Source organism: Janthinobacterium sp. GW823-FHT06H09, from assembly GCF_058794735.1.
The window spans coordinates 103,812-127,006 of the sequence record NZ_JBXAHC010000006.1 but is presented as its reverse complement, the minus strand read 5'-3'; the positions used below and the strand labels follow the sequence as shown (position 1 = coordinate 127,006).

Annotated in this window: 20 protein-coding genes; 13 read left to right on the top strand and 7 right to left on the bottom strand. The window is 66.9% G+C overall.

Annotation, left to right across the window (positions count from 1 at the left end):
- Positions 1–3: 3 nt before the first annotated feature.
- From prpC to AC1Q6X_RS11690, 4 genes are all read right to left on the bottom strand, one after another.
- Positions 4–1,158, bottom strand: coding sequence for a bifunctional 2-methylcitrate synthase/citrate synthase (gene prpC, locus AC1Q6X_RS11705; protein WP_492497088.1), 1,155 nt, complete (start codon positions 1,156–1,158; stop codon positions 4–6).
- Between the two features lie 88 nt (positions 1,159–1,246).
- Positions 1,247–2,134, bottom strand: coding sequence for a methylisocitrate lyase (prpB, locus tag AC1Q6X_RS11700; RefSeq protein ID WP_070220951.1), 888 nt, complete (start codon positions 2,132–2,134; stop codon positions 1,247–1,249).
- A 329-nt stretch (positions 2,135–2,463) separates the two neighbouring features.
- Positions 2,464–2,712, bottom strand: a complete 249-nt coding sequence (locus tag AC1Q6X_RS11695; protein ID WP_034751890.1) for a hypothetical protein — start codon at positions 2,710–2,712, stop codon at positions 2,464–2,466.
- A 122-nt stretch (positions 2,713–2,834) separates the two neighbouring features.
- Positions 2,835–3,071, bottom strand: coding sequence for a hypothetical protein (locus AC1Q6X_RS11690; RefSeq protein WP_492497086.1), 237 nt, complete (start codon positions 3,069–3,071; stop codon positions 2,835–2,837).
- A gap of 178 nt (positions 3,072–3,249) precedes the next feature.
- Between AC1Q6X_RS11690 and AC1Q6X_RS11685 the strand changes: the two genes are divergently transcribed.
- From AC1Q6X_RS11685 to AC1Q6X_RS11665, 5 genes are all read left to right on the top strand, one after another.
- The gene (locus AC1Q6X_RS11685) at positions 3,250–4,107 is read left to right on the top strand and encodes an MBL fold metallo-hydrolase (protein WP_492497084.1); all 858 of its coding nucleotides are present in this window, start codon (positions 3,250–3,252) and stop codon (positions 4,105–4,107) included.
- A 464-nt stretch (positions 4,108–4,571) separates the two neighbouring features.
- On the top strand, positions 4,572–6,791 hold the full coding sequence (gene epsC, locus AC1Q6X_RS11680) for a serine O-acetyltransferase EpsC (protein ID WP_492497082.1): 2,220 nt from the start codon (positions 4,572–4,574) through the stop codon (positions 6,789–6,791).
- On the top strand, positions 6,788–7,924 hold the full coding sequence (locus tag AC1Q6X_RS11675) for an efflux RND transporter periplasmic adaptor subunit (protein ID WP_492497080.1): 1,137 nt from the start codon (positions 6,788–6,790) through the stop codon (positions 7,922–7,924). Before epsC ends, AC1Q6X_RS11675 begins: the two co-directional genes overlap by 4 nt.
- 9 nt (positions 7,925–7,933) lie before the next feature.
- Entirely contained in the window at positions 7,934–11,074 is a 3,141-nt protein-coding gene (locus AC1Q6X_RS11670; RefSeq protein ID WP_492497078.1) for an efflux RND transporter permease subunit, read from the top strand.
- Positions 11,071–12,534: an efflux transporter outer membrane subunit gene (locus AC1Q6X_RS11665; RefSeq protein WP_492497076.1), complete on the top strand. Its 1,464-nt coding sequence runs from the start codon at positions 11,071–11,073 to the stop codon at positions 12,532–12,534. The genes AC1Q6X_RS11670 and AC1Q6X_RS11665 overlap by 4 nt, the downstream gene beginning before the upstream one ends.
- On the opposite strand, the gene AC1Q6X_RS11660 is transcribed toward AC1Q6X_RS11665, so the two are convergent.
- On the bottom strand, positions 12,521–13,426 hold the full coding sequence (locus tag AC1Q6X_RS11660) for a LysR family transcriptional regulator (RefSeq protein WP_070224663.1): 906 nt from the start codon (positions 13,424–13,426) through the stop codon (positions 12,521–12,523). The genes AC1Q6X_RS11665 and AC1Q6X_RS11660 overlap by 14 nt on opposite strands.
- Positions 13,427–13,432: 6 nt before the next feature.
- Positions 13,433–14,881 carry a M20/M25/M40 family metallo-hydrolase gene (locus tag AC1Q6X_RS11655; protein ID WP_492497074.1) on the bottom strand — a complete coding sequence of 483 codons (1,449 nt, stop codon included), beginning with the start codon at positions 14,879–14,881 and terminating at the stop codon, positions 13,433–13,435.
- A 175-nt stretch (positions 14,882–15,056) separates the two neighbouring features.
- Here AC1Q6X_RS11655 and AC1Q6X_RS11650 point away from each other — a divergent pair, with 175 nt between their 5' ends.
- The 3 genes from AC1Q6X_RS11650 (at position 15,057) to AC1Q6X_RS11640 (ending at position 17,248) form a co-directional block, all read left to right on the top strand.
- Positions 15,057–15,587 carry a GNAT family N-acetyltransferase gene (locus AC1Q6X_RS11650; RefSeq protein ID WP_070224661.1) on the top strand — a complete coding sequence of 177 codons (531 nt, stop codon included), beginning with the start codon at positions 15,057–15,059 and terminating at the stop codon, positions 15,585–15,587.
- A 168-nt stretch (positions 15,588–15,755) separates the two neighbouring features.
- Positions 15,756–16,154, top strand: a complete 399-nt coding sequence (locus AC1Q6X_RS11645) for a glycine zipper 2TM domain-containing protein (RefSeq protein ID WP_409028391.1) — start codon at positions 15,756–15,758, stop codon at positions 16,152–16,154.
- A gap of 143 nt (positions 16,155–16,297) precedes the next feature.
- Positions 16,298–17,248 (top strand): PP2C family protein-serine/threonine phosphatase, encoded by a 951-nt coding sequence (locus tag AC1Q6X_RS11640; protein ID WP_070289650.1) that lies wholly within the window; start codon positions 16,298–16,300, stop codon positions 17,246–17,248.
- Here the strand turns inward: AC1Q6X_RS11640 and AC1Q6X_RS11635 are convergent.
- A complete protein-coding gene (locus tag AC1Q6X_RS11635; protein WP_070289674.1) occupies positions 17,229–17,648 on the bottom strand; it encodes a DUF2177 family protein in 420 nt (139 codons plus the stop codon). The two genes, AC1Q6X_RS11640 and AC1Q6X_RS11635, sit on opposite strands and share 20 nt — an antisense overlap.
- 152 nt (positions 17,649–17,800) lie before the next feature.
- On the opposite strand from AC1Q6X_RS11635, the gene AC1Q6X_RS11630 reads away from it, so the two are divergent.
- The 5 genes from AC1Q6X_RS11630 to AC1Q6X_RS11610 all read left to right on the top strand — a co-directional run bounded on the left by AC1Q6X_RS11630 (position 17,801) and on the right by AC1Q6X_RS11610 (position 23,087).
- Positions 17,801–18,652 (top strand): class I SAM-dependent methyltransferase, encoded by an 852-nt coding sequence (locus AC1Q6X_RS11630; protein WP_070313478.1) that lies wholly within the window; start codon positions 17,801–17,803, stop codon positions 18,650–18,652.
- Positions 18,653–18,879: 227 nt separating this feature from the next.
- The gene (locus tag AC1Q6X_RS11625) at positions 18,880–20,493 is read left to right on the top strand and encodes an FHA domain-containing protein (RefSeq protein WP_492497070.1); all 1,614 of its coding nucleotides are present in this window, start codon (positions 18,880–18,882) and stop codon (positions 20,491–20,493) included.
- Positions 20,494–20,891: 398 nt separating this feature from the next.
- Positions 20,892–21,491: a metal-dependent hydrolase gene (locus AC1Q6X_RS11620; protein WP_492497068.1), complete on the top strand. Its 600-nt coding sequence runs from the start codon at positions 20,892–20,894 to the stop codon at positions 21,489–21,491.
- 109 nt (positions 21,492–21,600) lie between these two features.
- Positions 21,601–22,119 (top strand): sigma-70 family RNA polymerase sigma factor, encoded by a 519-nt coding sequence (locus AC1Q6X_RS11615; RefSeq protein ID WP_492497066.1) that lies wholly within the window; start codon positions 21,601–21,603, stop codon positions 22,117–22,119.
- A complete protein-coding gene (locus tag AC1Q6X_RS11610; protein ID WP_492497064.1) occupies positions 22,119–23,087 on the top strand; it encodes a FecR domain-containing protein in 969 nt (322 codons plus the stop codon). Before AC1Q6X_RS11615 ends, AC1Q6X_RS11610 begins: the two co-directional genes overlap by 1 nt.
- The last annotated feature ends 108 nt before the right edge of the window (positions 23,088–23,195 follow it).

Sequence of the window (23,195 nt, the reverse complement as noted above, 5' to 3'; positions counted from 1 at the left end):
TCATTATTTGCGGTCCTTGATCGGCACGAATTCCAGGTCTTCCGGGCCCACGTAGTTGGCGCTCGGGCGGATGATCTTGTTGTCGATGCGCTGCTCGATGATGTGGGCGGCCCAGCCCGAGGTGCGCGAGATGACGAACAGCGGCGTGAACATCGCCGTCGGCACGCCCATCATGTGGTAGGACACGGCCGAGAACCAGTCCAGGTTCGGGAACATGTTCTTGATTTCCCACATGACCGATTCCAGGCGCTCGGCGATGTCGAACATCTTGGTCGATCCCGCTTCGTGCGACAGCGAGCGGGCCACTTCCTTGATGACTTTATTGCGCGGGTCCGAAATCGTGTAGACGGGGTGGCCGAAACCGATCACCACTTCCTTGTTGGCCACGCGCTCGCGGATATCCGCTTCCGCTTCGTCCGCGTTGTCGTAACGCTTCTGGATGTCCAGTGCCACTTCGTTCGCGCCGCCGTGTTTCGGGCCGCGCAGTGCGCCGATGGCGCCCGTGATGGCCGAGTGGATGTCGGAACCCGTGCCGGCGATGACGCGGCTGGTGAAGGTCGACGCGTTGAATTCGTGTTCCGCGTACAGGATCAGCGAGGTGTGCATGGCTTTTTCCCACGACGCCGACGGTTTTTCGCCGTGCAGCAGGTGCAGGAAGTGGCCGCCGATCGAGTCGTCGTCCGTTTCCACTTCGATGCGCTTGCCGTTATGGCTGTAGTGGTACCAGTACAGCAGCATGGAGCCGAACGACGCCATCAGGCGGTCGGCGATGTCGCGCGCGCCCGGCGCGTTGTGATCGTCCTTTTCCGGCAGGGCGCAGCCCAGCACGGACACGCCCGTGCGCATCACGTCCATCGGGTGGGCGGCGGCCGGCAGCGCTTCCAGCGCCAGCTTGACGGCCGACGGCAAGCCGCGCAATGACTTCAGCTTGGCCTTGTAGCCTTTCAGTTCCGCCAAGGTTGGCAGCTTGCCGTGCACCAGCAGGTAGGCGATTTCCTCGAACTCGCAGCTGTCGGCCACGTCCAGGATGTCGTAGCCGCGGTAATGCAAATCGTTGCCGGTCTTGCCGACCGAGCACAGCGCCGTGTTGCCGGCGGTGACGCCGGACAGGGCGACGGATTTTTTAGGCTTGAAAGTGGCGGCTTGCGGTGCGGTCATTGTGTTCTCCAGATTGAATAGTCTCGGGTGCGTCACTACGGGACCGGCATGCGGTCCCTGCTTTTTGCTTATTTTTGCTTATTTCTGCTTATTTCTTTTGCGCGGCGAACAGCGCGTCCAGTTTCTGCTCAAAATCATGATAGTTGATCGATTCATACAGTTCCATACGCGTCTGCATGGTATCGACGACGTTCTTTTGCGTGCCGTCGCGGCGCAGCGCCTGGTAGACGTTTTCCGCCGCCTTGTTCATGGCGCGGAAGGCCGACAGCGGGTACAGGGCCAGGCCCACGTGGGCGCTGCGCAGTTCGTCCAAGGTGAACAGCGGCGTGGAACCGAATTCCGTGATGTTGGCCAGAATCGGCACGTTGACGGCCTTGGCGAACGTGGCGTACATGTCCAGGTCCGTGATGGCTTCCGGGAAGATCATGTCGGCGCCCGCCTCGACGCAGGCGACGGCGCGCTCCAGTGCCGCTTCCAGGCCATCGACGGCCAGCGCATCGGTGCGCGCCATGATGACGAAATTCGGGTCCGTACGCGCATCGACGGCCGCCTTGATGCGGTCGACCATTTCTTCCTTGCTCACGATTTCCTTGCCCGGACGGTGGCCGCAGCGCTTGGCGCCCACCTGGTCTTCGATGTGCAGGCCGGCCGCGCCGAACTTGATCATCGATTTCACCGTGCGCGCCACGTTGAAGGCGGAGGCGCCGAAGCCCGTGTCGGCGTCGACCAGCAACGGCAGGTCGCACACGTCGGTGATGCGGCGGATGTCGGTCAGCACGTCGTCCAGGCTGGAAATGCCCAGGTCTGGCAAGCCCAGCGATCCGGCCGCGACGCCGCCGCCGGACAGGTAGATGGCTTTATAGCCGGCGCGCTTGGCCAGCAAGGCGTGGTTGGCGTTGATGGCGCCGACGACTTGCAACGGGGATTCTTCCTGGACGGCCTTGCGGAATGCGGCACCTGCTGAGTATTGAGTCATGTGTTCACCTTATGGGTTTCGGATGGTCCCGAATGTTTCATGGAGTGGCTATGAGCATTGGTATTGCAAATGCCGTGCCAGCACCATGCGCTCGCGCGGAAAATGCGCCACGGCACAGTGAAAACCAGGGAAATGGCCACGTATCGGCGCTGCACGCGTTGTCACGCCAGGGAACAGCGATGTCACGATTCAGGCCAATGATGTTTCAAATATGTTTCAATCATTCCATTTGAAACATTGAAACATGAAACATATGAGACTGCCACCGGCGACGCGCATAAAAAAACAGCCGGCGGGCGCCGGCTGCAGGTTTGCTGGAAATTCAGGGGCTAAGCCAGCCGCACCAGCGGATTGGCGATGATGTTGTCGATCTGGCGCACGGCTTCTTCGCAGGCGGCGGCAATGGCGCCCTCCTCGTCGTCGCGCACGAATTGCATGGTCGAGCCTTCGAACACCTCCAGGCCTTCCGCCGTGGCGCGTTCGATGTCGCAACTGGCCGACCATTTGCCATCGGTGGTGGGCACGGCCAGGGGAACGATTTCCCAGCCTTTATAGTGAATTTTAGAACTGCTATTCATGGGGTGCCTCCTTTGACTGACTCAATACTGGAAATCGTAGCATGAAGCGTGACCGCTAGCGACGTGTTTCACGCGCCGGCGCGCGGTCAGGCCGACTTTCAGGCTAAACGATTTACGCTGGCTCAAGGACGCAGCAGATTATCCACTTCCGTCCTGGCCACTTCCAGGCCCGCCGTGCAAGCGGTTTCGGGCGCCGCGTAGCCGCCCAGGGTGCGGCTGCGCGTGATCGCCTGCGCTTCCGGCTCACCGTCGCGCTGCAGGCGGTAGGTAAAATCCCATAAATCGTCGTTATCCTTTTGCGGGGTCACGGAAATCGTAAAACCGCGGTACTGTTCGCTGCGTACAGTGATATCGTTCATGAATTCCTCCTTGGAAGAATGAGGTTACCATGCTGCAAGCGCCAGGGTGCGCACGACTGTGACGGGCGCATGCATGCCCGCATATCTGTTTTTCGCATGTCAAATGTCAATTTGCAGCATTTTTTTAGCGAACTCTGGCGATATAATGCCATTCCCTTGCCCGTCCCTTGCCGCCGCGATGACTCCACAAATCCAAGCCTTCTTCGACCCGACCACCGCCACCGTCACCTACGTTGTCTACGAGGCCGATGGCCGCGACTGCGCCATCATCGATTCCGTGCTCGACTACGACCCGAAGGCGGGCCGCACCTCGACCGCCTCGGCCGACAAGGTGATCGCCTTCGTGCGCGAACACGGCTTGCAGTGCCGCTGGCTGCTGGAAACCCACGCGCACGCCGATCATCTTTCCGCCGCGCCCTACCTGCAACAGCAGCTGGGCGGTGACGTGGCCATCGGCGCCGCCATCCAGACGGTGCAGCAGGCATTCGCGGCCGTCTATCACCAGAATGACGCCAGGGCCGACGGCTCGCAATTCGACCAACTGTTCGCGCCCGACCAGGTGTTTCATATCGGCAAGCTGGAAGTGCGCGCGCTGCATGTGCCCGGCCACACGCCGGCCGACCTGGCGTACCAGATCGGCGACGCCGTCTTCGTCGGCGACACCCTGTTCATGCCGGACGTAGGCTCGGCCCGCTGCGACTTCCCCGGCGGTTCCGCTACCCTGCTGTACCGCTCCGTGCAGCGGCTGCTTTCATTGCCGCCGCAGACGCGGCTGTTCATGTGCCACGATTACCCGCCCAACGGCCGCGAGGCGCGCTGGGAAGTGACGGTGGCCGAACAGCGCGCCAGCAACATCCATTTGCGCGACGGCATCACGGAAGAGCAATTCGTGGCCATGCGCACGGGCCGCGACGCCACCCTCGACATGCCGACCCTGATCCTGCCCGCCATCCAGGTCAACATCAACGCGGGCAAGCTGCCCGAGCCGGAAGACAACGGCGTGCGCTACCTGAAGATTCCGCTCAACGCGCTGTAATTTCGCGGGGCCACGCTCCGCCCCCTCCTTCCCGCCTCATCGCACCGCCCCCCTGGCGCCGCCTGCCCGCGCGCCAGCGCGGCATGCGCCCCTGCCTCCCCAAGCATCAGGAATCGTGAGCCGCACGCTCAGTATTTACGATTTGCTTCGTCCTTCGTGGCGGCTTATCGTGTATCCGCAATCGCCTGGCCCTGCCTTCCGGGAGCCCGGGCACTTGCCAGCCGGCGCCGGCCCTGTTGCCATGCACTCCACTTTCCCCCTTCCTTTGCCTGGACAGGCACCACGATGACTTACTTGACCTATGCCAGCTCCCTGCCGCCTGCGCCGCCCTTGCGCCGCATCGATGCCGCCGCAGCCAGCCAGTCCGACGACATTCCCGGCGTGTGGACGCAGGTGCACGGCATGGCGCAGCAGCTCGCCAAGCTGATACTGCCGCACGACAGCCCCGCCGGGCTGCCGCCATCTTGGCACAGCGCCTGGGCGCGCGCGATATGCGCCCGGCCGTGCTGCGGCCCCTGTTCGAGGACAATCCAAGCACGCAGCCGCCCATCCTGGCCAGCATCACGGCCGACCTTGCGGCCATCGCGCAGCGCGATCCCGCCTGCCCCGACAGCCTGCACGCGCGGCTGAACCTGAAGGGTTTTCACGCGCTGCAAACCTGCCGCATGGCGCACCATCTGTGGACGGCGGGCCGCAGCGAGGCCGCCTTTGCCCTGTCCAGCCATGCGGCCGGCATCTTCGGCATCGACATCCATCCGGCCGCGCGCATCGGCGCGGGCATCATGCTCGATCAGGGCAGCGGCATCGTCATCGGCGAAACGGCCGCAGTCGACGACAACGTTTCCATCCTGCAGAACGTCACCCTGGGCGGCACCGGCAAGGAGCATGGCGACCGCCATCCGAAGATACGCTCGGGCGTGATGCTGGGCGCGGGCGCCAATATCCTCGGCAACATCGAAATCGGCACCATGAGCAAGGCGGCAGCCGGCAACGTGGTCCTGCAGGACGTGCCCGCCCATTGCACGGTGGCCGGCATTCCCGGGCGCATCGTCCGCTGCCACCTGGCCGACAGCCCGCCCGCCTTCGAGATGGGCCAGATGCTGCAGCGGCGCCCACGCACCAGACATGGCGTCAAACGCAACAATATAGTGCAAATGATGCGTCTTCCGCCATGCCAAATCCCTCGCTACCATGGAATGACTCTTATTGGATGGACAAGCCACCTTATGAATTCGCCGTCAAAACCCCTACCTCCAAGCCAGCAGACCACCCCGGCCGGCACCGCCACGATGCCCGTGCGCGGCGCGCTTGCCAGCCTGTCCCTGTCAATGCTGCTGCCCGCGCTGGGCACCAGCATCGCCAACGTGGCCCTGCCCGACATGGCCAGGGCCCTGCATGCGCCGTTCCAGGACGTGCAATGGATCGTGCTGGCCTACCTGCTGGCAATCACCGCGCTGATCGTCAGCGTGGGCCGCCTCGGCGACATGATCGGCCGGCGCCGCCTGCTGCTGGCCGGCATCGCCCTGTTCGCCGCCGCCTCCATCCTGTGCGCCCTGGCGCCCACCCTGTGGCTGCTGGTCGCCGCGCGCGCCCTGCAGGGCCTGGGCGCTGCCGTCATGATGGCGCTGACCATGGCCTTTGTCGGCAGCACCGTGCCCAAGGCGCAGACGGGCAGCGCCATGGGCCTGCTCGGTACCATGTCGGCAGTCGGCACCACGCTCGGGCCCGCGCTGGGGGGCCTGCTGATCGCGCGCTTCGGCTGGCAATCCATCTTCCTCGTCAACGTGCCGCTGGCCGGCGTGGCGCTGCTGCTGGCCTGGCGTTACCTGCCGGCTGACCGGGGCGGCGCGCACGCCAGGCGGCCCGTGTTCGACCACCGCGGCACCTTGCTGCTGGCGCTGACCCTGGCCGCGTACGCGCTGGCCATGACCCTGGGGCGCGGCCATTTCGGCATGCGCAACGCAGCCCTGCTGCTGGCCGCCTGCGTGGGCGGTGCCCTGTTCGTCCGCGTCGAACTGAAGGCGCCGGCGCCGCTGATACGCCTGGCCATGCTGCGCGCGCCCGTGCTCAGCGCCGGCCTGGCGACCAGCATGCTCGTATCGACGGTCATGATGTCGACCCTGGTGGTCGGTCCCTTCTACCTGGCGCGCGGCCTGGGCCTGGGCACGGCCGTCACCGGCATGGTGCTGGCGGCCGGGCCGCTGGTGGCGGCGTTCTGCGGCGTGCCGTCCGGCTGGCTGGTGGACCGCTACGGCGCGCAGCGCATGGGCGGCGCGGGCCTGTGCGGCGCGGCCGCCGCCTGCCTGGTGCTGTCCCTGCTGCCGGCCAGCCTGGGCATCCCCGGCTACGTCGCGCCGATCATGCTGCTCACGGCCAGCTACGCGCTGTTCCAGGCGGCCAACAATACCGCCGTGATGGGCGACATCGTGCCCGAGCAGCGCGGCCTCATTTCCGGCATGCTCAATCTGTCGCGCAATCTGGGCCTCGTCACGGGCGCCTCCGTGATGGGCGCCGTCTTCGCCGCCGGCGCTGGCGATATCGCCGGCGCCCGGCCAGCCGCCATGATCCGTGGCATGCACGCCACCTTTGCCGTCGCCAGCGCGCTGATACTCGCCGCGCTGGCCATTTTCGCGCTCGGCCGCGTCCTGGCCAAGCCCCCTACGTCTTCTGGAGACCCCGCATGATGCGCCCCCGTCCGATCCCGTCCCTGCCCTTCCCACTGCTGCTGGCCCTGGCCTGCAGCGCCACTTTATCCGGCTGCGGCCGTTCCCAGGCCGCGCCTGGCGGCCTGCCGCCCAAGCCCACCGTGTCCGTGGCCCTGCCCGAATCGTCGATGGTGCAGGCAAGCCTCGACTACACGGGCCGCATCGAACCATCGCAGCGCGTGGAAGTGCGCTCGCGCGTGTCGGGCTACTTGCAGCAAATCGCGTTTCGCGACGGCCAGCAGGTCAAGGCCGGCGATGCGCTGTTCGTCATCGACCCGCGCCCCTTCGCGGCGGCGCGCGACCGCGCCCGGGCCAGCCTGGCCCAGGCCCATGCGCGCAGCAAGCTGGCCACGGCCCAGTTCGAACGCAGCAGCCGGCTGCAGCAAACGGGCGCGGCCAGCACCGAAGAGCTGGAAAGGGCGCGCGGCGAGCTGGAAGGCGCGCAGGCGGCCGTCATGCTGAGCCAGGCGGAATTGCGCAGCGCCGAACTGGAACTGTCCTTCACCACCATGCGCGCGCCCATCGCCGGCACGGTGTCGGACCGCCGCGTCGATGTCGGCAACTACGTGGCCGGCGGCGCCGCGCAAAGTGGCGTGCTGACCACCATCGTCGCGCACAGCCCCGTGCGCGCCACGGTCGACCTGTCGGAAGCGGATTTCCAGCGCCTGCGCCAGCAAAGCAAGCTGCCATCGAAGGTGCAGCTGGCGCTCGACGGCGGCGGTCCCGCCCAGGATGCCAGCGTCGATTTTGTCGACAACGAGATCAGCGCCCGCTCGGGCACGGTGCGCCTGCGCGCCAGCCTGGCCAACGCCGACCGCGCCGTCATGCCGGGCAGCTTTGCGCGCGTGCGCATTCCCGTCGGCGCGGCGCAAGAGCGCCTGCTGGTGCCCGACGCCGCCATCCTCAGCGACCAGAACAAAAAGATGGTGTTCATCGTGGACGCGGCGGGCAAGGTGGCGCCGCGCAAGCTGGAACTGGGCGGCCTGCAGGGCGACAAGCAGATCGTGCTGTCCGGCCTCGGACCGCAGGAGCGGGTCATCGTCTCCGGCGCGGCCAAGGTGCGCCCAGGCGACCAGGTGCTCGTGGCCGCTCCCCGCGCCAGCGGCGCATAAGGAGCGGCCATGCGCTTTTCCCAATTTTTCATCCGCCGTCCCGTGTTTGCCATCGTGCTGTCGATCCTCATCACCCTGGTGGGCGCGGTGTCGGCCATGCGCCTGCCGATCTCGGAGTTTCCCGAGATCGTGCCGCCCACGGTGACGGTGAAGGCCAGCTATCCTGGCGCCTCGGCGCAGGAAATCGCCGATACGGTCGCCGCGCCGATCGAACAGGAAATCAACGGCGTCGACGGCATGCTCTACATGTCCTCGCAATCGGTGGGCGACGGCAAGCTGACCATCAGCGTGGTGTTCAAGCCGGGCACCGACATCGAACAGGCGCAGTCGCTGGTGCAGAACCGCGTGGCGGTGGCCGAAGCGCGCCTGCCCGACGCCGTGCGCCGGCTGGGTCTGGCCGTCAAGAAGGCCTCGCCCGACCAGCTGATGGTAGTGCTGTTCGATTCGCCGAAAGGCACGCGCGACCAGCAGTACATCTCCAACTTCATCGGCACCGCCGTCAAGGACCAGCTGGCCCGCATCGAAGGCGTCGGCGACATCTACACGCGCGGCGCGCGCGACTTCTCGATGCGCATCTGGCTCGATCCGGCGCGCGTGGCCTCGCTGGGCCTGAGCGCGCCGGAAGTGATCGCGGCGGTACGGCAAGCCAACTCGCAGGTCGCCGCCGGGGTATTGAACCAGCCGCCCGGCGGCAGCGATGGCGCCTACCAGGTGCAGGTGCAGGCGCAAAGCCGCTTGCGCGACGTGGCCGAATTCGAGGCCATCATCGTCGCCGCCCATGCCGACGGCGGCGTGGTGCGCCTGCGCGACGTGGCGCGCGTCGAGATGGGCGCGCAGGATTACGCGGAAAGCGGCTTTGTCGACAACCGCACGGCCATCGCGCTGAGCATCAGCCTGCTGCCCGGCTCGAATGCGCTGGCCACCGGCGACCGCGTGCTGGCGCTGCTGGCCAAAATGGAAGCCGATTTCCCGCAGGACGTCGCCTACCATGCCTATTACAATCCGACCGAATTCATCCGTTCCTCGATCGACAAGGTGCGCGACACCATCTTCGAGGCGGCACTGCTGGTGTGCCTGGCCATGCTGCTGTTCCTCGGCTCGTGGCGCGCCGCCATCATTCCCATCCTGGCCATTCCCGTGTCCCTGGTCGGCACCTTCACGGTGCTGGCCGCGATGGGCTATTCCCTCAATACGCTGTCGCTGTTCGGCCTGGTGCTGGCGATCGGCATCGTCGTCGATGACGCCATCGTGGTGGTGGAAAACGTCGAGCGCCACATGGAGGACGGCATGAGCCCCGTCGCCGCGGCGCAGCGCAGCATGAACGAGGTGGGCTTCGCGCTGGTCGCCATCGCGCTGGTGCTGGTGGCCGTGTTCGTGCCAACGGCCTTCATCGATGGCATCTCCGGCATGTTCTACCGCCAGTTCGCCGTCACCATCGCCGCCTCCACCGTGATCTCGGCACTGGTCTCGCTGACGCTGTCGCCGGCCCTGGCCGCGCTGCTGCTCAAGCCGCAGCACGATGCCAACAGCCTGGGCGCGCGCTGGATGGCCATCTTCAACCGCGGCTTTTCCCGCCTGACGGGCGGCTACGTGCAACTGACCGGGCGCATCCTCTCGCGGCGCTGGCTGATGCTGCCCGTGTACCTCGTGCTGGCGGGCCTGACCCTGTGGCGCCTGGACGCGACGCCGCGCGGCTTCGTGCCGCAGCTGGACCGCGGCTATGCCATCGTCTCGATCCAGCTGCCGGCCGGCTCGACCCTGGCGCGCACCAGCGCAGTGGTGCAGGACGCCACGGCACGCCTGATGAGCCACCCCGGCGTGGCCCACACGGCCGCCTTCGTCGGCACCGACGGCGCCACGTTTACGTCGGCGCCCAACACGGCCGTCATCTTCACCATGTTCAAGGACTTCGGCGCGCGCGCCAGCAGTGGCCTGGACGGGCCGGCCATGCTGGGCGCCCTGCGCGGCAAGCTGGCGCCCATCAGCGCGGCGCGCGTGATGGTCATACCGCCGCCTTCCGTGCGCGGCATCGGCACCGGCGGCGGCTTCAAGCTGATGCTGCGCGACACGGGCGGCCTGGGACCGCAAGCCTTGCAGGCGGCCGCGCGCGGCATCGCCGAGGAAGCGGGGAAACTGCCCTCGGTGACGGGCGCCTTCACGCCGTTCAACGCCATGAGCCCGCAGATCAAGGTTGAACTGGACAGCACCAGGGCCGAATACCTGGGCGTGCCGCCGCTGCGCATCAACGAGACCCTGCAAAGCTACCTGGCACCCGTGTTCGTCAACGACATGAACCTGATGGGCCGGGTCTGGCGCGTCACCGCACAGGCGGACGCGCCCTACCGGCGCAGCGTGGCCGACCTGGCCGCACTCAAGACGCGCACCGCCAGCGGCGACATGGTCCCGCTGGGCAGCGTGGCCACCTTCAGCGAAGGCACGGCGCCGTTCCGCGTGCCGCGCTACAACCTGTATCCTGCCGCCGAAATCCAGGGCAGCACCAGGCCCGGCTACTCCACGGGGCAGACCATCGCCGCGATGGAAGAACTGCTCAAGGCGCGCCTGCCGGCCGGCTTCGACTACGAGTGGACGGAACTGGCGCTGCAGGAAAAACACGCGGGCGCCAGCACCGGCATGGTGCTGGGACTGGCCGTTCTGCTCGTGTATCTGCTGCTGGCGGCCCTGTTTGAAAGCTGGCTGCTGCCCCTGTCCGTCGTGCTGATCGTGCCCAGCTGCGTGCTGGCCACGCTGATCGGCGTGTCGTGGCGCGGCCTGGACAACAACGTGCTGACGCAGATCAGCATCGTGGTGCTGATCGGCCTGGCCGCCAAGAACGCCATCCTGATCGTCGAATTCGCGCGCCAGGCGATGGCGGCCGGCGCCGACGCGCGCGCAGCGGCCATCGCCGCCGCCCGCACGCGCTTGCGTCCCATCCTGATGACGTCGCTGGCTTTCCTGCTGGGTGCGATACCGCTGATGCTGTCTTCCGGTGCGGGCGCGGAGATGCGCCAGTCGATGGGCACGGCCGTCTTCGCCGGCATGCTGGGCGTGACCTTGTCGGGCCTGTTGTTTACACCCTTGTTTTTCACCTTGCTGAGCAGGCGCCGCGCGGCGCCGGCCACGCACACGGTCGCGCTGGGAGAAGCCGCATGATCCGCATGACACACTTGAACACGCGCCGCGCCGCGCCGCTGCTGGCGGCGGCCATGCTGGCCCTGGCCGGCTGCAGCGCCGGCACGCCCACGGCGACGCGGGCGCTTGATCCGGCGCAACTGTCTGCCCTGCCCTCGGCGGGGGGCCCGGAACTGCAGGCCGGCGCGCCGCCGGCGCTGTGGTGGCAGGCACTGGGCGATGCCAGCCTGGAGCAGCTGGTCAAGCGCGCCTGGCAAGACAATTACGACGTGCGCATCGCCGCCGCGCGCCTGGCCAGCGCCCGCGAGTTCGCGCAGGCCGCGCGCGGCGCCCGCCTGCCGGCGGTGGATCTCGACGCCCAGGCCGGACGCGCGCGCCTGGCGGCGATCGAGAGCCGCGGCGGCCAGCCGCACATCGCCTCGCCGCTGCAGTGGAGCGCCGTCTTCAGCTGGGAGCTCGACCTGTTCGGCCGCGTGCGCCACAGCATCACCGCTGCCGAGGCATCGGCGGACGAGCGCGCCGCCGTGCGCGACGATGTGCGGCGCCTGATCCTGGCGCAGGTGGTGGACGCCTACCTGGTGCTGCGCGGCGCGCAGCAGATGCGCGCCAGCCTGCAGGAGCAGCTGTCGAACCAGTCCGGCACCCTGCAACTGGTGCGCGAGCGCGAAAGCGCCGGCCGCGCCGCGCCGGCCGAACGCATGCGCGCCGAGGCGCAGATGCGCCTGGCCAGTGCCCGCCTGCCCAGCCTGAACGCCGAAGAACGCCTGGCGCGCAACCGGCTGGCGACGCTCACCGGACAGCGTCTCGATGCGCCGGAACTGGCGGCGCTCGACCAGCCGATGCCGCTGACGCTGCCGCAAACCTTGTTGACGGACGAGCCGGCTCACCTGCTGCTGCGCCGGCCCGACGTGCGCGCGGCCGAACGGGCGCTGGCAGCGGCCAGCGCGCGCGAAGGCGCCGCCATCGCCGAACGCTTCCCGCGCATCAGCCTGGGCGCGCTGTTTGGCGCCTCCGGCGTGGCCGGCGACTGGAATGGCGGCGATGCGGCGCGCTGGCATGCGGGCGCCGCGTTTTCCCTGCCGCTGTTCGATGGCGGCACGCGCCGGGCCCGCGCCCGCGCGGCCGGGGCCGAGGTGCAGGCCGCGCAGGCCGGCTTCGACAAGGCGCTGGCGCTGGCGCTGGAGGAAACCGACAGCGCCATCGCGCAATGGGTGCAATTGCGCAACCGCCAAGCGGAACTGCGCGAGGCGCACCGGCTGGCGCAGGAAAGCGCGCGCCTGGCGCGCGTGCGCTACCAGGAAGGCGCGGAAAGCCTGCTCGGCGTGCTCGAAGCGGAACGCATTGCGCTGGCCGCGCAGGAGCAGCTGGTGACGGCGCACCGCGACATGGCCATCGCCACGGCGCGCGCCTACACGGCAATTGCCGGCGGCTTCGACGGGCCCGTGCAGCAGGCCGCTGCCGGCGCCATCAGCCGGCGCTGATCCGGGCCGCGCAGGCGTCGACCACGCAGCCGCGCAGCCAGCGGTGGGCGGGGTCGGCATCCATGCGCGGATGCCACATCAGCGACACGGTCAGGTCCGGCATGCCCAGCGGCAGCGCAAAGCTGAACATGCCGGCACGCAGATTGCCCGTATGCCGTTCCGGCACGGTGGCGATCAGGTCGGAGCCGGCGGCCAGCGCCAGCGCCGCCGTGAAGCCGCCGACGATGCTGGCGATCGTGCGCTGCAATCCCAGCGCGGCCAGCGCGTCGTCCATCGGTCCCGTATCCTGGTCGCGCCGCGCCACCAGCACGTGCTGGCCGGCCGCATAGCGCTCGGCGCTGATCGCTCCTTGCGCCAGCGCATGGCCGCTGCGCACCACGCCCACGAAACGGTCGCCGAACAGCCTGCGCGTGCGCACTTCCGGGCTGGTGAGACTGCCGATCACGCCCGTTTCCAGGTCGATGCTGCCCTCGCGCAGCTGCACGCTTTCGCGGTCGAGCTTTTGCACGAAGCGCAGGCGCACGCCAGGCGCCTGCGCGCCGATATGCGCGAGCAGGGCCGGGCCGAAATTTTCCACGAAGCCGTCGCTCGCACGCAGCGTGAACGTCTGCGCCAGCTGGCGCGGATCGAGCGCTTGCACCGGTCCCAGCACGGCTAGCGCCTCGCCCAGCAGGCGGCCCACCCGTTCGCGCAGCTCCAGCGCGCGCGGCGTGGGCACCAGTTCACGCCCGGCGCGCACCAGCAGCGGATCGCCGGTCGTCTCGCGCAGGCGCGCCAGGGCGCGGCTCATGGCCGATGGACTCAGACGCAAGCGCCGCGCCGCGCGCGTGACGCTGCCTTCGGCCAGCAGGACATCGAGGGTGATCAACAGGTTCAGATCGGGTAGCGACATTGGCGCTTACTCGCCCTGCTCCGGCGCGCGGCCGATCTCGCCGTCGATATTGGCCAGGAACCAGGCCAGCGACGCCATCAGCGCCACGTTGCGCTTGAGGTTATCCGGGTCGACCTTGTCCAGGGTGTCGGCCGGCGTGTGGTGGTAGTGGAAGTAGCTGTGGCTGTCGACGAGCGGCTCGAAACTGGGCACGCCGCCCGTTTCCAGGCGGTGCAGGTCGCCCGTGCCCAGCGCATCGCGCCGCGTGAACGCGTGCGCGCCCATCGGCAGCAAGGCAGCGCGCAGCGGCGCGAACAGTTTTTCCGACTTCGGCCCCACGCTGGCGAGGATGCCGAACGGGCGGCCGGCGCCGCTGTCCATCTCGATGGCCGCGTATTGTTTGCCGAGCGCCTGCTTGTGGGCCTCGAAGTAGGCCTGGCCGCCACGGCCGCCGTTTTCCTCGTTCATCCAGGCGATCACGCGGATGGTGCGGCGCGGGCGGTAGTCGAGCTTTTTCAAGGTTTCCACCACGCCCATGGCCGCCACGACGCCGGCGCCGTCGTCGTGCGCGCCCGTCGCCAGGTCCCAGGAATCGAGGTGGCCCGAGACCACCACCACTTCGCTAGCCTTGTCCGTGCCGGGCCAGTCGGCGATCACGTTGTAGCTGTCCGCTTCCGGCAGATTTTGCGGCGTCAGGGTCAGGTGCATTTTCAAGGGCCCGCGCGCGGCCAGGCGGCCGATCAGCAAGGCGTCTTCCACGGTGACGGCGGCGGCCGGAATGCGCTTGTTGTCGTCCAAGCCCGTGGCGCCCGCATGCGGGATGCGGAAGTTCGCGCCGCCGACCGAGCGCACCAGCGCGGCCGCCGCGCCCAGGTCGGCCGCCGCCTTCGGCCCGAGGAAGCGCGCGCGCGAACCCTGGCCGTAGGTAACGCCGGCCAGGCCCCGTTCGGCCATCTCCTGGTCGAACGGCGTGTCGATCAGCACGATGGCGCCCTTCACTTCCGGCGCGCGTGCCTTGAGTTCGTCCAGGCTCTTGACGATGATCACGGGTGCCGTCAGGCCGGCGGCCGCAGTGGCGCCCGAGCCGCCCAGGGCCGTGAGCACCACGCGCTGCGAGACACCCTGCGGACGGCCCGCATAGTCGACGATTTCCGCCGTTTCCACGCCGCGCACCCAGTGCGGCACTTTCACGGGCTGCAGGGTGACGGTGGCGCCCAGCTGGCGCATGGCGTCGGCCACCTGCTGCACGGCGGCGGCCGCGCCTGCGGAGCCGGACAGGCGCGGGCCGATCAAATCCGTCATGTCGGCCAGACGGGCGTAGGCCCAGTCGCTTTGCAGCGCCGTATCGCGCACCTGCGCCAGCGCTTGCGGCGTATTGCCCGGTACGGCGGCAAAGGCGCCGGCGCTGACGATGCAGCCAAGGGCGATGGATAAAACGGAACGGCGCAATGGCGCGCCAGTCAGGATGATTTGCATGTGATGTCAGTTCCAGTCAACGAGGTCGAAGCGGGTACGCCGTGGCCATGGGCAAGGCGCGGCTGTCTACGATAGCGTATTTGTTCTGTCATTGCAGCAACTTTTACGGGACCGATTGCCTCTTGCCCCCAGAGTCGATTACCATGAAGATTCGTGATCGCTACCGGAAACCGACATGCTCAAGGGAACCCTCTGCACCATCCGGCATTTGCAGGCTGCCGACCTGAATACCTATATTTCCCTCGTCAACGACCTGCCCTCGCGCGGCGAGTTTTTCTCGATGCAATTCAAGTCGCCCGAGGCCATGCGGCGCGACTTCCTACAATCGGGCTTTGTCACCGAAGACAGCGAATTGTTCCTCATCGAAGATCACTCACAGCACATCATCGGCACGATCACGCACTTCAAGAGCCGCACGCCAGCCTCGCGCGAAATCGGTTACCGCCTGTTCGACCGGCAGCGGGACGGGCGCGGCTACATCAGCGAAGCGACGCGCCTGGTGGTCGATTACCTGTTCAGCGCCTATCCGTATCACCGGCTCGAGCTGCTGATGGACCCGCTGAACATCGGCTCCGAGCGCATCGCGCAAAAGAACGGCTTTACCCAGGAAGGCTTGATACGCCAGGCTTTCTTTATCAACGGCGTGATGCGCGACGCCAAAATGTACAGCCTGCTTCGTCCAGAATGGCAGGCGCGCCGGCGCTGACTTGTTACCGCCCCGCCCCGATTGTAATAAGTTGTATTAGACGTGGAACAAGCTTGCGGCAGCAGATATAGTCCAGTTCATGCAGATCATTGTGATCTCGCCGGAATGGAAGGAAATGCCATGTTGAACAAGAAACTCCTGGGTGCGGTAATGGTAGCGGCAGTGGCTGTGTCTTCGGCCGCAGTCGCCGGTGACCGCGACTTCAATACCGTTGCAGGCGCCGTTGTCGGGGCGGCCATTGGCAACAGCACCGGCGGACGCAATGGTGCGATCGTCGGTGGCGTGCTGGGCGCCGCAGTCGGCAACAGCATCAGCACGAATGACCGCTATTACGACCGTGGCGGCTATCGCGGCGGCTACCGCGAAACCTATTACGCGCCTGCGCCGCAACCGGTGTACTACGCCCCCGCGCCGCAGCCCGTGTACTACGCGCCGCCACCACGCTACTACGGCCCGCCGGCTGTCGTCTACGTGCAGCCGGGCCGCGGCTACTACCGCGACCATGGCCGCTACGACTACTATGACCGTGGCCACGGTCACGGCCACGGCTGGGGCCATCGCCGTTAAGCGACACCCGCCACCATATAAAACCTGCGCCAGCTTGCTGCCGCAGGTTTTTTTGCGAAACAGGCAAGGTATCGCCCCCGCACGATTTCGGCTAAGCTGTGTCCTACGATCAACATTGCTGGCCGCCTGGACCGCACCAACCGATGCATTTAATTAAAGACGCGCTCGACTTTGGCCCCTGGCTCGATGCCGCCGCCGGCACCAGCGTGGGCGCCGGCCCGATGCCCCGGCGCGAGAACCAGGACAACTTCCTGCTGATCGATGCCAGCGGCCACGCCGTCTGCCTGTCGCGGCAGGCGCCGTTCCACTGCCAGGTGCCGGGCTGGCCGCGCGGCCATGTGCGTGCCGCCGTGCTCGACGGCATGGGCGGCCACGGCCTTGGGCGCGAAGCGGCGGAAGCGGCCGTGCAAGGCTTGCTGACCATACCCGCCTGCCTCGACACGGCCAGCCTGGCAGCCAAACTCGACCAGTTGCACACGCGCTTGCAGGATACCTTCGCCAGGACGGCGCCAGCCCAGGCCCGCCCGCCGGGCACCACCCTGACCTTGCTGGAAGTGCCGCCCGGCGAAGCCCCGCTGCTGTATCACGTGGGCGATTCGCGCCTGTATGAAATTGCCGACGGGGTTGCCAGCATCCTCACCGTCGACCACGTGCCGGCCACCGTGTACGCCATGCGCGGCGCGCTCGACGAGACGCGCTGGCGCGCCGCCGTGCACGGCGAGCACCATCCGCAAATCTCGCAGGCCTTCATTTTAGGCAACGCCATCAGCGACAGCTTGCAGCTCGACAAGCCCTTGCGCGGACTCGATGCGGCCACCTTGCCGCCCTTCCTCGCGCACCTGGGCGACCGCCGCGTGCTGCGCGTGCGTCCCGGCGCCCACTATCTGTTGGCCAGCGACGGTTTCTGGGCCTGCGAGGATCCGCTGGCCCTCACGGCCCGCTGGCCCGCCTTGTGTGCCGGCAAGACTGCGGCTCAGGCCGTCAGCGACCTGTTCGACGACTTCCTCTTGCATCCGCCAAAAGGCTTGTATAGCGATAACATTACCGTGGTGGCGCTGCGCTTCGATGCGGCATTCACCGTCCCAGGCGGCTAGCAGCCAGGTAGCCGGCCGTGGCCGACACGGCCGACAGCACGGTGCCCCAGGCCATGTCGATCGCCGTCAAGGCCAGCGGCCAGCCGCGCAAGGTCGCATAGTTGCTCAAATCATAGGTGCCGTAGGCAAGCAGCCCCAGCAGCGCGCCCAGCGCCGCCGCCGTGCGTCCGCGGCGCGCCCGCAAGCCGGGCAGGATGGCAAAGACCAGCAGTCCGGCCACGTAGAGCAGATAAAACAGCACGGCCGGCGCCCAGCGGGGCGTGTCCGCCAATAGCGGCCCCAGCGCCGCGGCGTACACGGGTTTCATCAGCACCGCCAGCCACAGGGCGTCGATGGCCAGGAACACGCACAAGGCGGCGCCATAGGCAATGGCAAGCTGGAACGGGCGTTGGGCAGGCATGGTCGTCTTTCGGCGTCAGGCGGCGTTGAGGGGAACAGTTGCGCCAGCATAATGCAAAACGCCGCCACGCTCACGACAGCCTGTATAAATTGAACCATGCCCATGGCGCGCGGTCTGACGAAAGGATCTCTCCAACGTCACAGGAGCATGCCATGAGCAACACCATGCCTACACCGCAGGCCGGCGCCGCCGGCGCGCCCGACTACGCCGCCATCAAGCAGCGCCAGCAAGCAGGCTGGGCCAGCGGCGACTTCGCCGTCATCGGCGTGACCCTGCAGCCGGTCGGCGAGTCGCTGGCCGAGGCTGCCGATATCCGCGCCCACGAAGACGTCATCGACATCGCCGCCGGCAACGGCAACGCCACCTTGGCGGCGGCGCGCCGCTTTGCCCGCGTCGTCTCCACCGATTATGTGCCGGCGCTGCTGGACAAGGGGCGCGCGCGCGCCGAAGCGGAAGGGCTGGCCGTGACCTTCCGCGTGGCCGACGCCGAAGCCCTGCCCTTCGCCGATGCCAGTTTCGACGCGGCCCTGTCGACCTTCGGCGTCATGTTCACGCCCGACCACCGGCGCGCGGCCAGCGAAATGCTGCGCGTGCTGCGTCCCGGCGGACGCATCGGCATGGCCAACTGGACCCCGGACGGCTTTATCGGGCAACTCTTCAAGACCATCGGCAAATATGTGCCGCCCCCGGCGGGCGTGGTGTCGCCGGCCCGCTGGGGCGAGGAAGCGTATGTGCGCGACCTGTTCGGCCAGGCGGCAGAGCAGGTGCACAGCCAGCGCAAGGTCTTCAATTTCCGCTACGCCTCCGCTCACCACTGGGTGCAGGTCTTCCGCGATTATTACGGCCCCGTCCACAAGGCCTTTGCCGCGCTGGACGCACCTGGCGCCGAGGCGCTGGAGCAGGAGCTGTTCGCCCTGCTCGAACGCCTGAATACAGCGGGCACTCACTCGCTGGTGGTGCCGGGCGAGTATCTGGAAGTCATCGTCAGCAAACAGCGCAGCTGAACGCAGCTGGACTGGCGATATCAAAATAACATATCTGGAAAGACATAAAATGTGTTTTTGAGCAATAGTTTCCATGACATGTATGGCAAGGTGTGACCAAGGGGATGAATTTGGGCAAAAAGAGCGCATTCAAGCGCCGCGAAAGTTGCCAAGCAGGCGCAAAAGCGCGTAAGCTCTCATGTAGAACAGAGGGCGCAATGTCCCCGCTCGATTCGAGTCAGAATGTCATGAAAAAATGCAGCAACCCGGAGCACCCGCACTGTACGTTCTGGGTCTTGCCTGGGGAAACAGTCTGCGCGGGCAACCACCCGCAAGCGACGAATGCCCCCAGCAGCTACGACCTGTTGACCGCACTGCGCAGCGCCCGTTCCGAACCATCGGCAACGGCGCTTCCGCACGCCCGTGCGCATGATGCCGGGCTGCGCGATGCGGTGATACGCGATGCTGCTCAAGCGGTGACCAGCCTGACCAGCCCCATGCCAGCCTCGCCCCCCGCCAGCCTGCCGGCATTTACCCCAGTGCCCGCCGCACAACCCGCCACTGCGCCCGCCTACCAGCCGATACATGCCCACCTGCACATCAGCGGCTTCGATCCCCGTGCGGCAGGCGGACGGCAAACCCTGAAAATGGAATTGCGCGGCATGAGCGCCGCCTGCGCGCCGCAGCTGACCTTGCGCCTGCGCTCGGACCTGATCCCGCGCGGCGCCGTCCAGCATGATTTCGTGCGCACCACGCGCGGCGACTGGCGCCCCGTATTTGTCGAGTTTTCCTCGCGTAACAAGGAGCACGGGCAATACCAGATCGAGGTCGAAGTGCACAGCCACGTCGATGGCGCCGTGGCGCAGAAATGGGTATGCACGTTTGTCATCCTCGTACCGCGACGCGATGCCACCCTGACGGAAATCCACCAGATTTTCCTCAGCACGCACAAGAACGTGCGCGTGATGGCCGACGACGCCTCGATTGCCCGCGTGACGGGCGGCGACGGCTGCAACCTCGACGTCACCGCGCGCAATGCCGGCATCGCCCACGTGGATTTGTCGGCGCCGCAAGGCAAGATCGACATGGGTTTTACCACCATCGCCTGGGACGAGGAATTGATCGAAGTCGACCTGCCCGCCGCCAGCCACTGCCATCCGCACCCGAGCCAGGCTGCCTGCCTCGTCAATGCGGCGCCGGAAGCGGGCGAGCAGCGCCAGATCCGCCTGTTCGCGCTGGAAGAATGCATGCTGGGACGCTTCGAGCTGGTGGACCCCGAAGCCGATGTGCTGCTCAGCCATTTCAGCCCCGACGGCCAGGACAACAATGGCTTGACGCGCCGCCTGTCGGGCCGCCACGCCATCATCCGGCGCAGCCAGCAAGGCTTTGAAATCGAAGACGTGTCGCGCTACGGCATGCTGCTCGACGGCGTCTGGCCCGGCAAGCACAAACCCGTGCCCCTGCGCCTGGGCATGCGCATCGAATTGTCAGCCAGCATCAAGGGCATCGTCGTGCTCAGCGTCACGGCCATCCTCGCGCACGGCGTGATTCTGCACCGCATCGACCACGGCGCCCGCGCCGAGTGTTTTTACCTGCTGCTGCCCGATTCCCAACCCACGCCGGCCAGCCATCTTGCCACGCCGCAGGCCAGCTGCCTTCCCGTGCTATTCCACCGCAACGGCGGTTTCTGGCACCTGGACACGGCCAGCGGCAAGGAAACCCCGCTGGCCCCGGCCACGGCGCTCGACAAGCTCAGCGGCTTCGCGCGGCACAACCGCTTCGCCAGCGAACCATATCCGGAATGCTGGATCATCCGCACCGAAGGCGCGGCGCTGTGCGATAGCACCATGCAAACTGCATAAGAACACTGTTGTAAATCTGCAGTTATCCGCAAGGCACTAGCGTGGTATCAGTACGAGAAAAATCATCGACAAGCCCAGAATAAACACCGCTTCCAGCGTAAACACGATGGCGGGAATCTGCAATTCGCGCGGGATTTTCATGGCGACACCTCTTAAAACGTAAGACTGCTTTCAGCATAGCGCGCCCTGCGCCAAATACATTATCAGCCGCACAACATACTTGACCGGCCGGCATCAGGCGCCGAGTCCGCCATCACGTCCATCCCGACACACAATTTAACACTTTAATAGCAGATATTGCGCAAATAGCGCCCAGCGACGCCCTTGCGTACTGTATATTCATCCAGTTAATATCCATGACATTTCACAAAACGCCTACACAGCGTTTTACATTTCCTATGGCTTCCAACAAAGCGCATCATGCGACCGGTTGGGCTGCCGGCGTGATCGCCGCGGCCCTCGTCGCGCACGCTGGCGCCGGCGGCCCCTATCAAGTGCTGAGCATGCTCGCCTTTGTCATGGGGGCGCTGGGCGGCACGGCGCCGGACTGGCTGGAAGTGGCCTGGTGGGCGCGCACGCACAAGCTGTGGATCACGCACCGCACGTGGACGCACTGGGGCCTGGCCTGGATCGCCCTGCTCGTCTACACGTATCTGCAATTGCCGCACCACCTGTGGGCGCCGCCCCTGTTCGGCTGTGCCGCCGGCGGCATCATGCATCTGCTGGCGGACTGGCCCAATCCGCTGGGCGTGCCGTGGATTTTCCGCCGCCACTCGCTGCGCTGGTGGAAAAGCGGCCGCCACGACATCATCGTCATCATCGCCGCCTGGCTGGCCGCCACCATCGTGGCCGACCATGTGTTTTTCGACGGCATCCACTGGCAGCGCACCGTGCTGGCGTTCGACGGCCTGCTGCACTGGTCCGCCACTGCCCTGCAGCAAGCCTGGGCGGATCTGCAACAGTGGCAGGAGCGCTGGCGCCTCGGTGGCGGACAGTAATTGACGCCGCCCGCATGACAATGTGATAATGAGTATCATTCTCAAACAGCCCAGCCAGCCGGCACCCCGCGTTCCGTCAGCCCAGCTCTACCCTTGCCTGGAGAACGCAGTGAGTACCGTCAGTCCCACCCATGCCAGCCACCTGAGCACCTTGTACAGCGAACACCATGGCTGGCTGTATGGCTGGCTGCGCGGCAAGCTGGGCAACCGCGCCGAGGCGGCCGACCTGGCGCAGGACACTTTTTTACGCCTGCTGGGCAAGCGCGAGGTGGCACCGCTGGCGCCGCTGCGCGAGCCGCGCGGCTACCTGGCGACCATCGCACGCGGCTTGCTGATCGACCGCTACCGGCGCCAGGCGCTGGAACAGGCCTACCTGGAAGCGCTGGCCCAGCAAGCCGAGCCGATATCGATCTGCGCCGAAACGCACGCCATCATCATCGAAACCCTGCTCGCCATCGACCGCCTGCTCGACCGCCTGGGCGCGCGCACGCGGGCCATCTTCCTGCTGGCGCAAATCGAAGAGCTCAGCTATGTGGACATCAGCCGGCGCCTCGGCGTGTCCTTGCCCACCGTGAAAAAGCACCTGGTGCGCGCCTACACGGAATGCCTGATGCTGGTGGCCGGCTGATGTTTTCCCCTTCCACCCCGCAGTCAGCGCCCATCCCCCGCAAGGTGCTGGCCGCCGCCGCCCATTGGCATGTGGAACTCCAGTGCGGCAGCGCCGACCCGGCCGCCCTGCAGGCATGGCGCGACGCCAGCGCCGAGCATGACCGGGCCTGGGCGCTGCTGCAACGCATGGACGGCCAGCTGGCCATCATACCGCCGGCGCTGGCAATTCCTGCCCTGCAGGCGGCGCAGCAGCGACGGCGCAGCGCCGCGAAAGTGCTGGCCATGCTGGTGGCGGCCGGCGGCGGCATCATGCTGGGCCAGGCGGGCTTGCAGTCCGCCCCCTGGCAAGCGTGGACGGCGTCCTTGCGCACGGTGCCGGGCCAGCGCCGCCACGTGGCGCTGGCCGATGGCGGGCAGATGGAGATGAATACGGACAGCGCCGTCGACGTCGATTACAGCGCCGCGCGCCGCCGCATCCGCCTGCATCACGGCGAAGTCATGATCACGACGGCACCCGATGCGCGCCCCTTCCTCGTCGACACGCCGCACGGCGTGATCCGCGCGCTGGGCACGCGCTTCGGCGTGCGCTGCGATGACGGTGGCAGCGTCGTCAGCGTCTTCGAACACGCCGTGGAGGTGCGCGGCGCGGCGCGCCCGGATGCCGTGCGTCGCCTGGAAGCGGGGCAGCAGCTGCGCTTTGGCGGCACCGGCCTGGAAGCCGTGCTGGCCATGCCCGCGCACCAGGACAGCTGGCTGCGCGGCATGCTGGTGGCGGCAGACTGGCCGCTGCAACGGCTGGTGCAGGAACTGTCGCGCTACCGGCGCGGACGCCTGGCCTGTGACGCAAGCGTGGCGAAACGCCCCGTCACGGGCTCTTACCGGATCGACGATATCGACGCCGTGCTGGAAAGCCTGTGCGCCTCGCACGGACTGCAAGTGACCTACTTCACGCGCTACTGGGCCACGGTGGCGGCCCGTTCAAGCTAATTATTTTCAGTTTTTTTTGCGCCAGGGGTTGGTGTTTCGCTGCGCTGCTTCGGCTTGACAGGTAAGAAGCCGATTCATCCACCATAGCCCTTACCCTGAGCAGAAAGA

What these genes read in the sequence shown, in the direction of transcription:
- AC1Q6X_RS11675 (WP_492497080.1), top strand. Translation starts at nt 6,788, where the DNA reads ATGATGCGCCCCCGTCCGATCCCGTCCCTGCCCTTCCCACTGCTGCTG.
- prpC (WP_492497088.1), bottom strand. Translation starts at nt 1,158, where the DNA reads ATGACCGCACCGCAAGCCGCCACTTTCAAGCCTAAAAAATCCGTCGCC.
- AC1Q6X_RS11660 (WP_070224663.1), bottom strand. Translation starts at nt 13,426, where the DNA reads ATGTCGCTACCCGATCTGAACCTGTTGATCACCCTCGATGTCCTGCTG.
- AC1Q6X_RS11670 (WP_492497078.1), top strand. Translation starts at nt 7,934, where the DNA reads ATGCGCTTTTCCCAATTTTTCATCCGCCGTCCCGTGTTTGCCATCGTG.
- AC1Q6X_RS11610 (WP_492497064.1), top strand. Translation starts at nt 22,119, where the DNA reads ATGTTTTCCCCTTCCACCCCGCAGTCAGCGCCCATCCCCCGCAAGGTG.
- AC1Q6X_RS11685 (WP_492497084.1), top strand. Translation starts at nt 3,250, where the DNA reads ATGACTCCACAAATCCAAGCCTTCTTCGACCCGACCACCGCCACCGTC.
- AC1Q6X_RS11635 (WP_070289674.1), bottom strand. Translation starts at nt 17,648, where the DNA reads ATGCCTGCCCAACGCCCGTTCCAGCTTGCCATTGCCTATGGCGCCGCC.
- AC1Q6X_RS11630 (WP_070313478.1), top strand. Translation starts at nt 17,801, where the DNA reads ATGAGCAACACCATGCCTACACCGCAGGCCGGCGCCGCCGGCGCGCCC.
- AC1Q6X_RS11620 (WP_492497068.1), top strand. Translation starts at nt 20,892, where the DNA reads ATGGCTTCCAACAAAGCGCATCATGCGACCGGTTGGGCTGCCGGCGTG.
- AC1Q6X_RS11640 (WP_070289650.1), top strand. Translation starts at nt 16,298, where the DNA reads ATGCATTTAATTAAAGACGCGCTCGACTTTGGCCCCTGGCTCGATGCC.
- prpB (WP_070220951.1), bottom strand. Translation starts at nt 2,134, where the DNA reads ATGACTCAATACTCAGCAGGTGCCGCATTCCGCAAGGCCGTCCAGGAA.
- AC1Q6X_RS11690 (WP_492497086.1), bottom strand. Translation starts at nt 3,071, where the DNA reads ATGAACGATATCACTGTACGCAGCGAACAGTACCGCGGTTTTACGATT.
- AC1Q6X_RS11625 (WP_492497070.1), top strand. Translation starts at nt 18,880, where the DNA reads ATGAAAAAATGCAGCAACCCGGAGCACCCGCACTGTACGTTCTGGGTC.
- AC1Q6X_RS11665 (WP_492497076.1), top strand. Translation starts at nt 11,071, where the DNA reads ATGATCCGCATGACACACTTGAACACGCGCCGCGCCGCGCCGCTGCTG.
- AC1Q6X_RS11650 (WP_070224661.1), top strand. Translation starts at nt 15,057, where the DNA reads ATGCTCAAGGGAACCCTCTGCACCATCCGGCATTTGCAGGCTGCCGAC.
- AC1Q6X_RS11695 (WP_034751890.1), bottom strand. Translation starts at nt 2,712, where the DNA reads ATGAATAGCAGTTCTAAAATTCACTATAAAGGCTGGGAAATCGTTCCC.
- AC1Q6X_RS11655 (WP_492497074.1), bottom strand. Translation starts at nt 14,881, where the DNA reads ATGCAAATCATCCTGACTGGCGCGCCATTGCGCCGTTCCGTTTTATCC.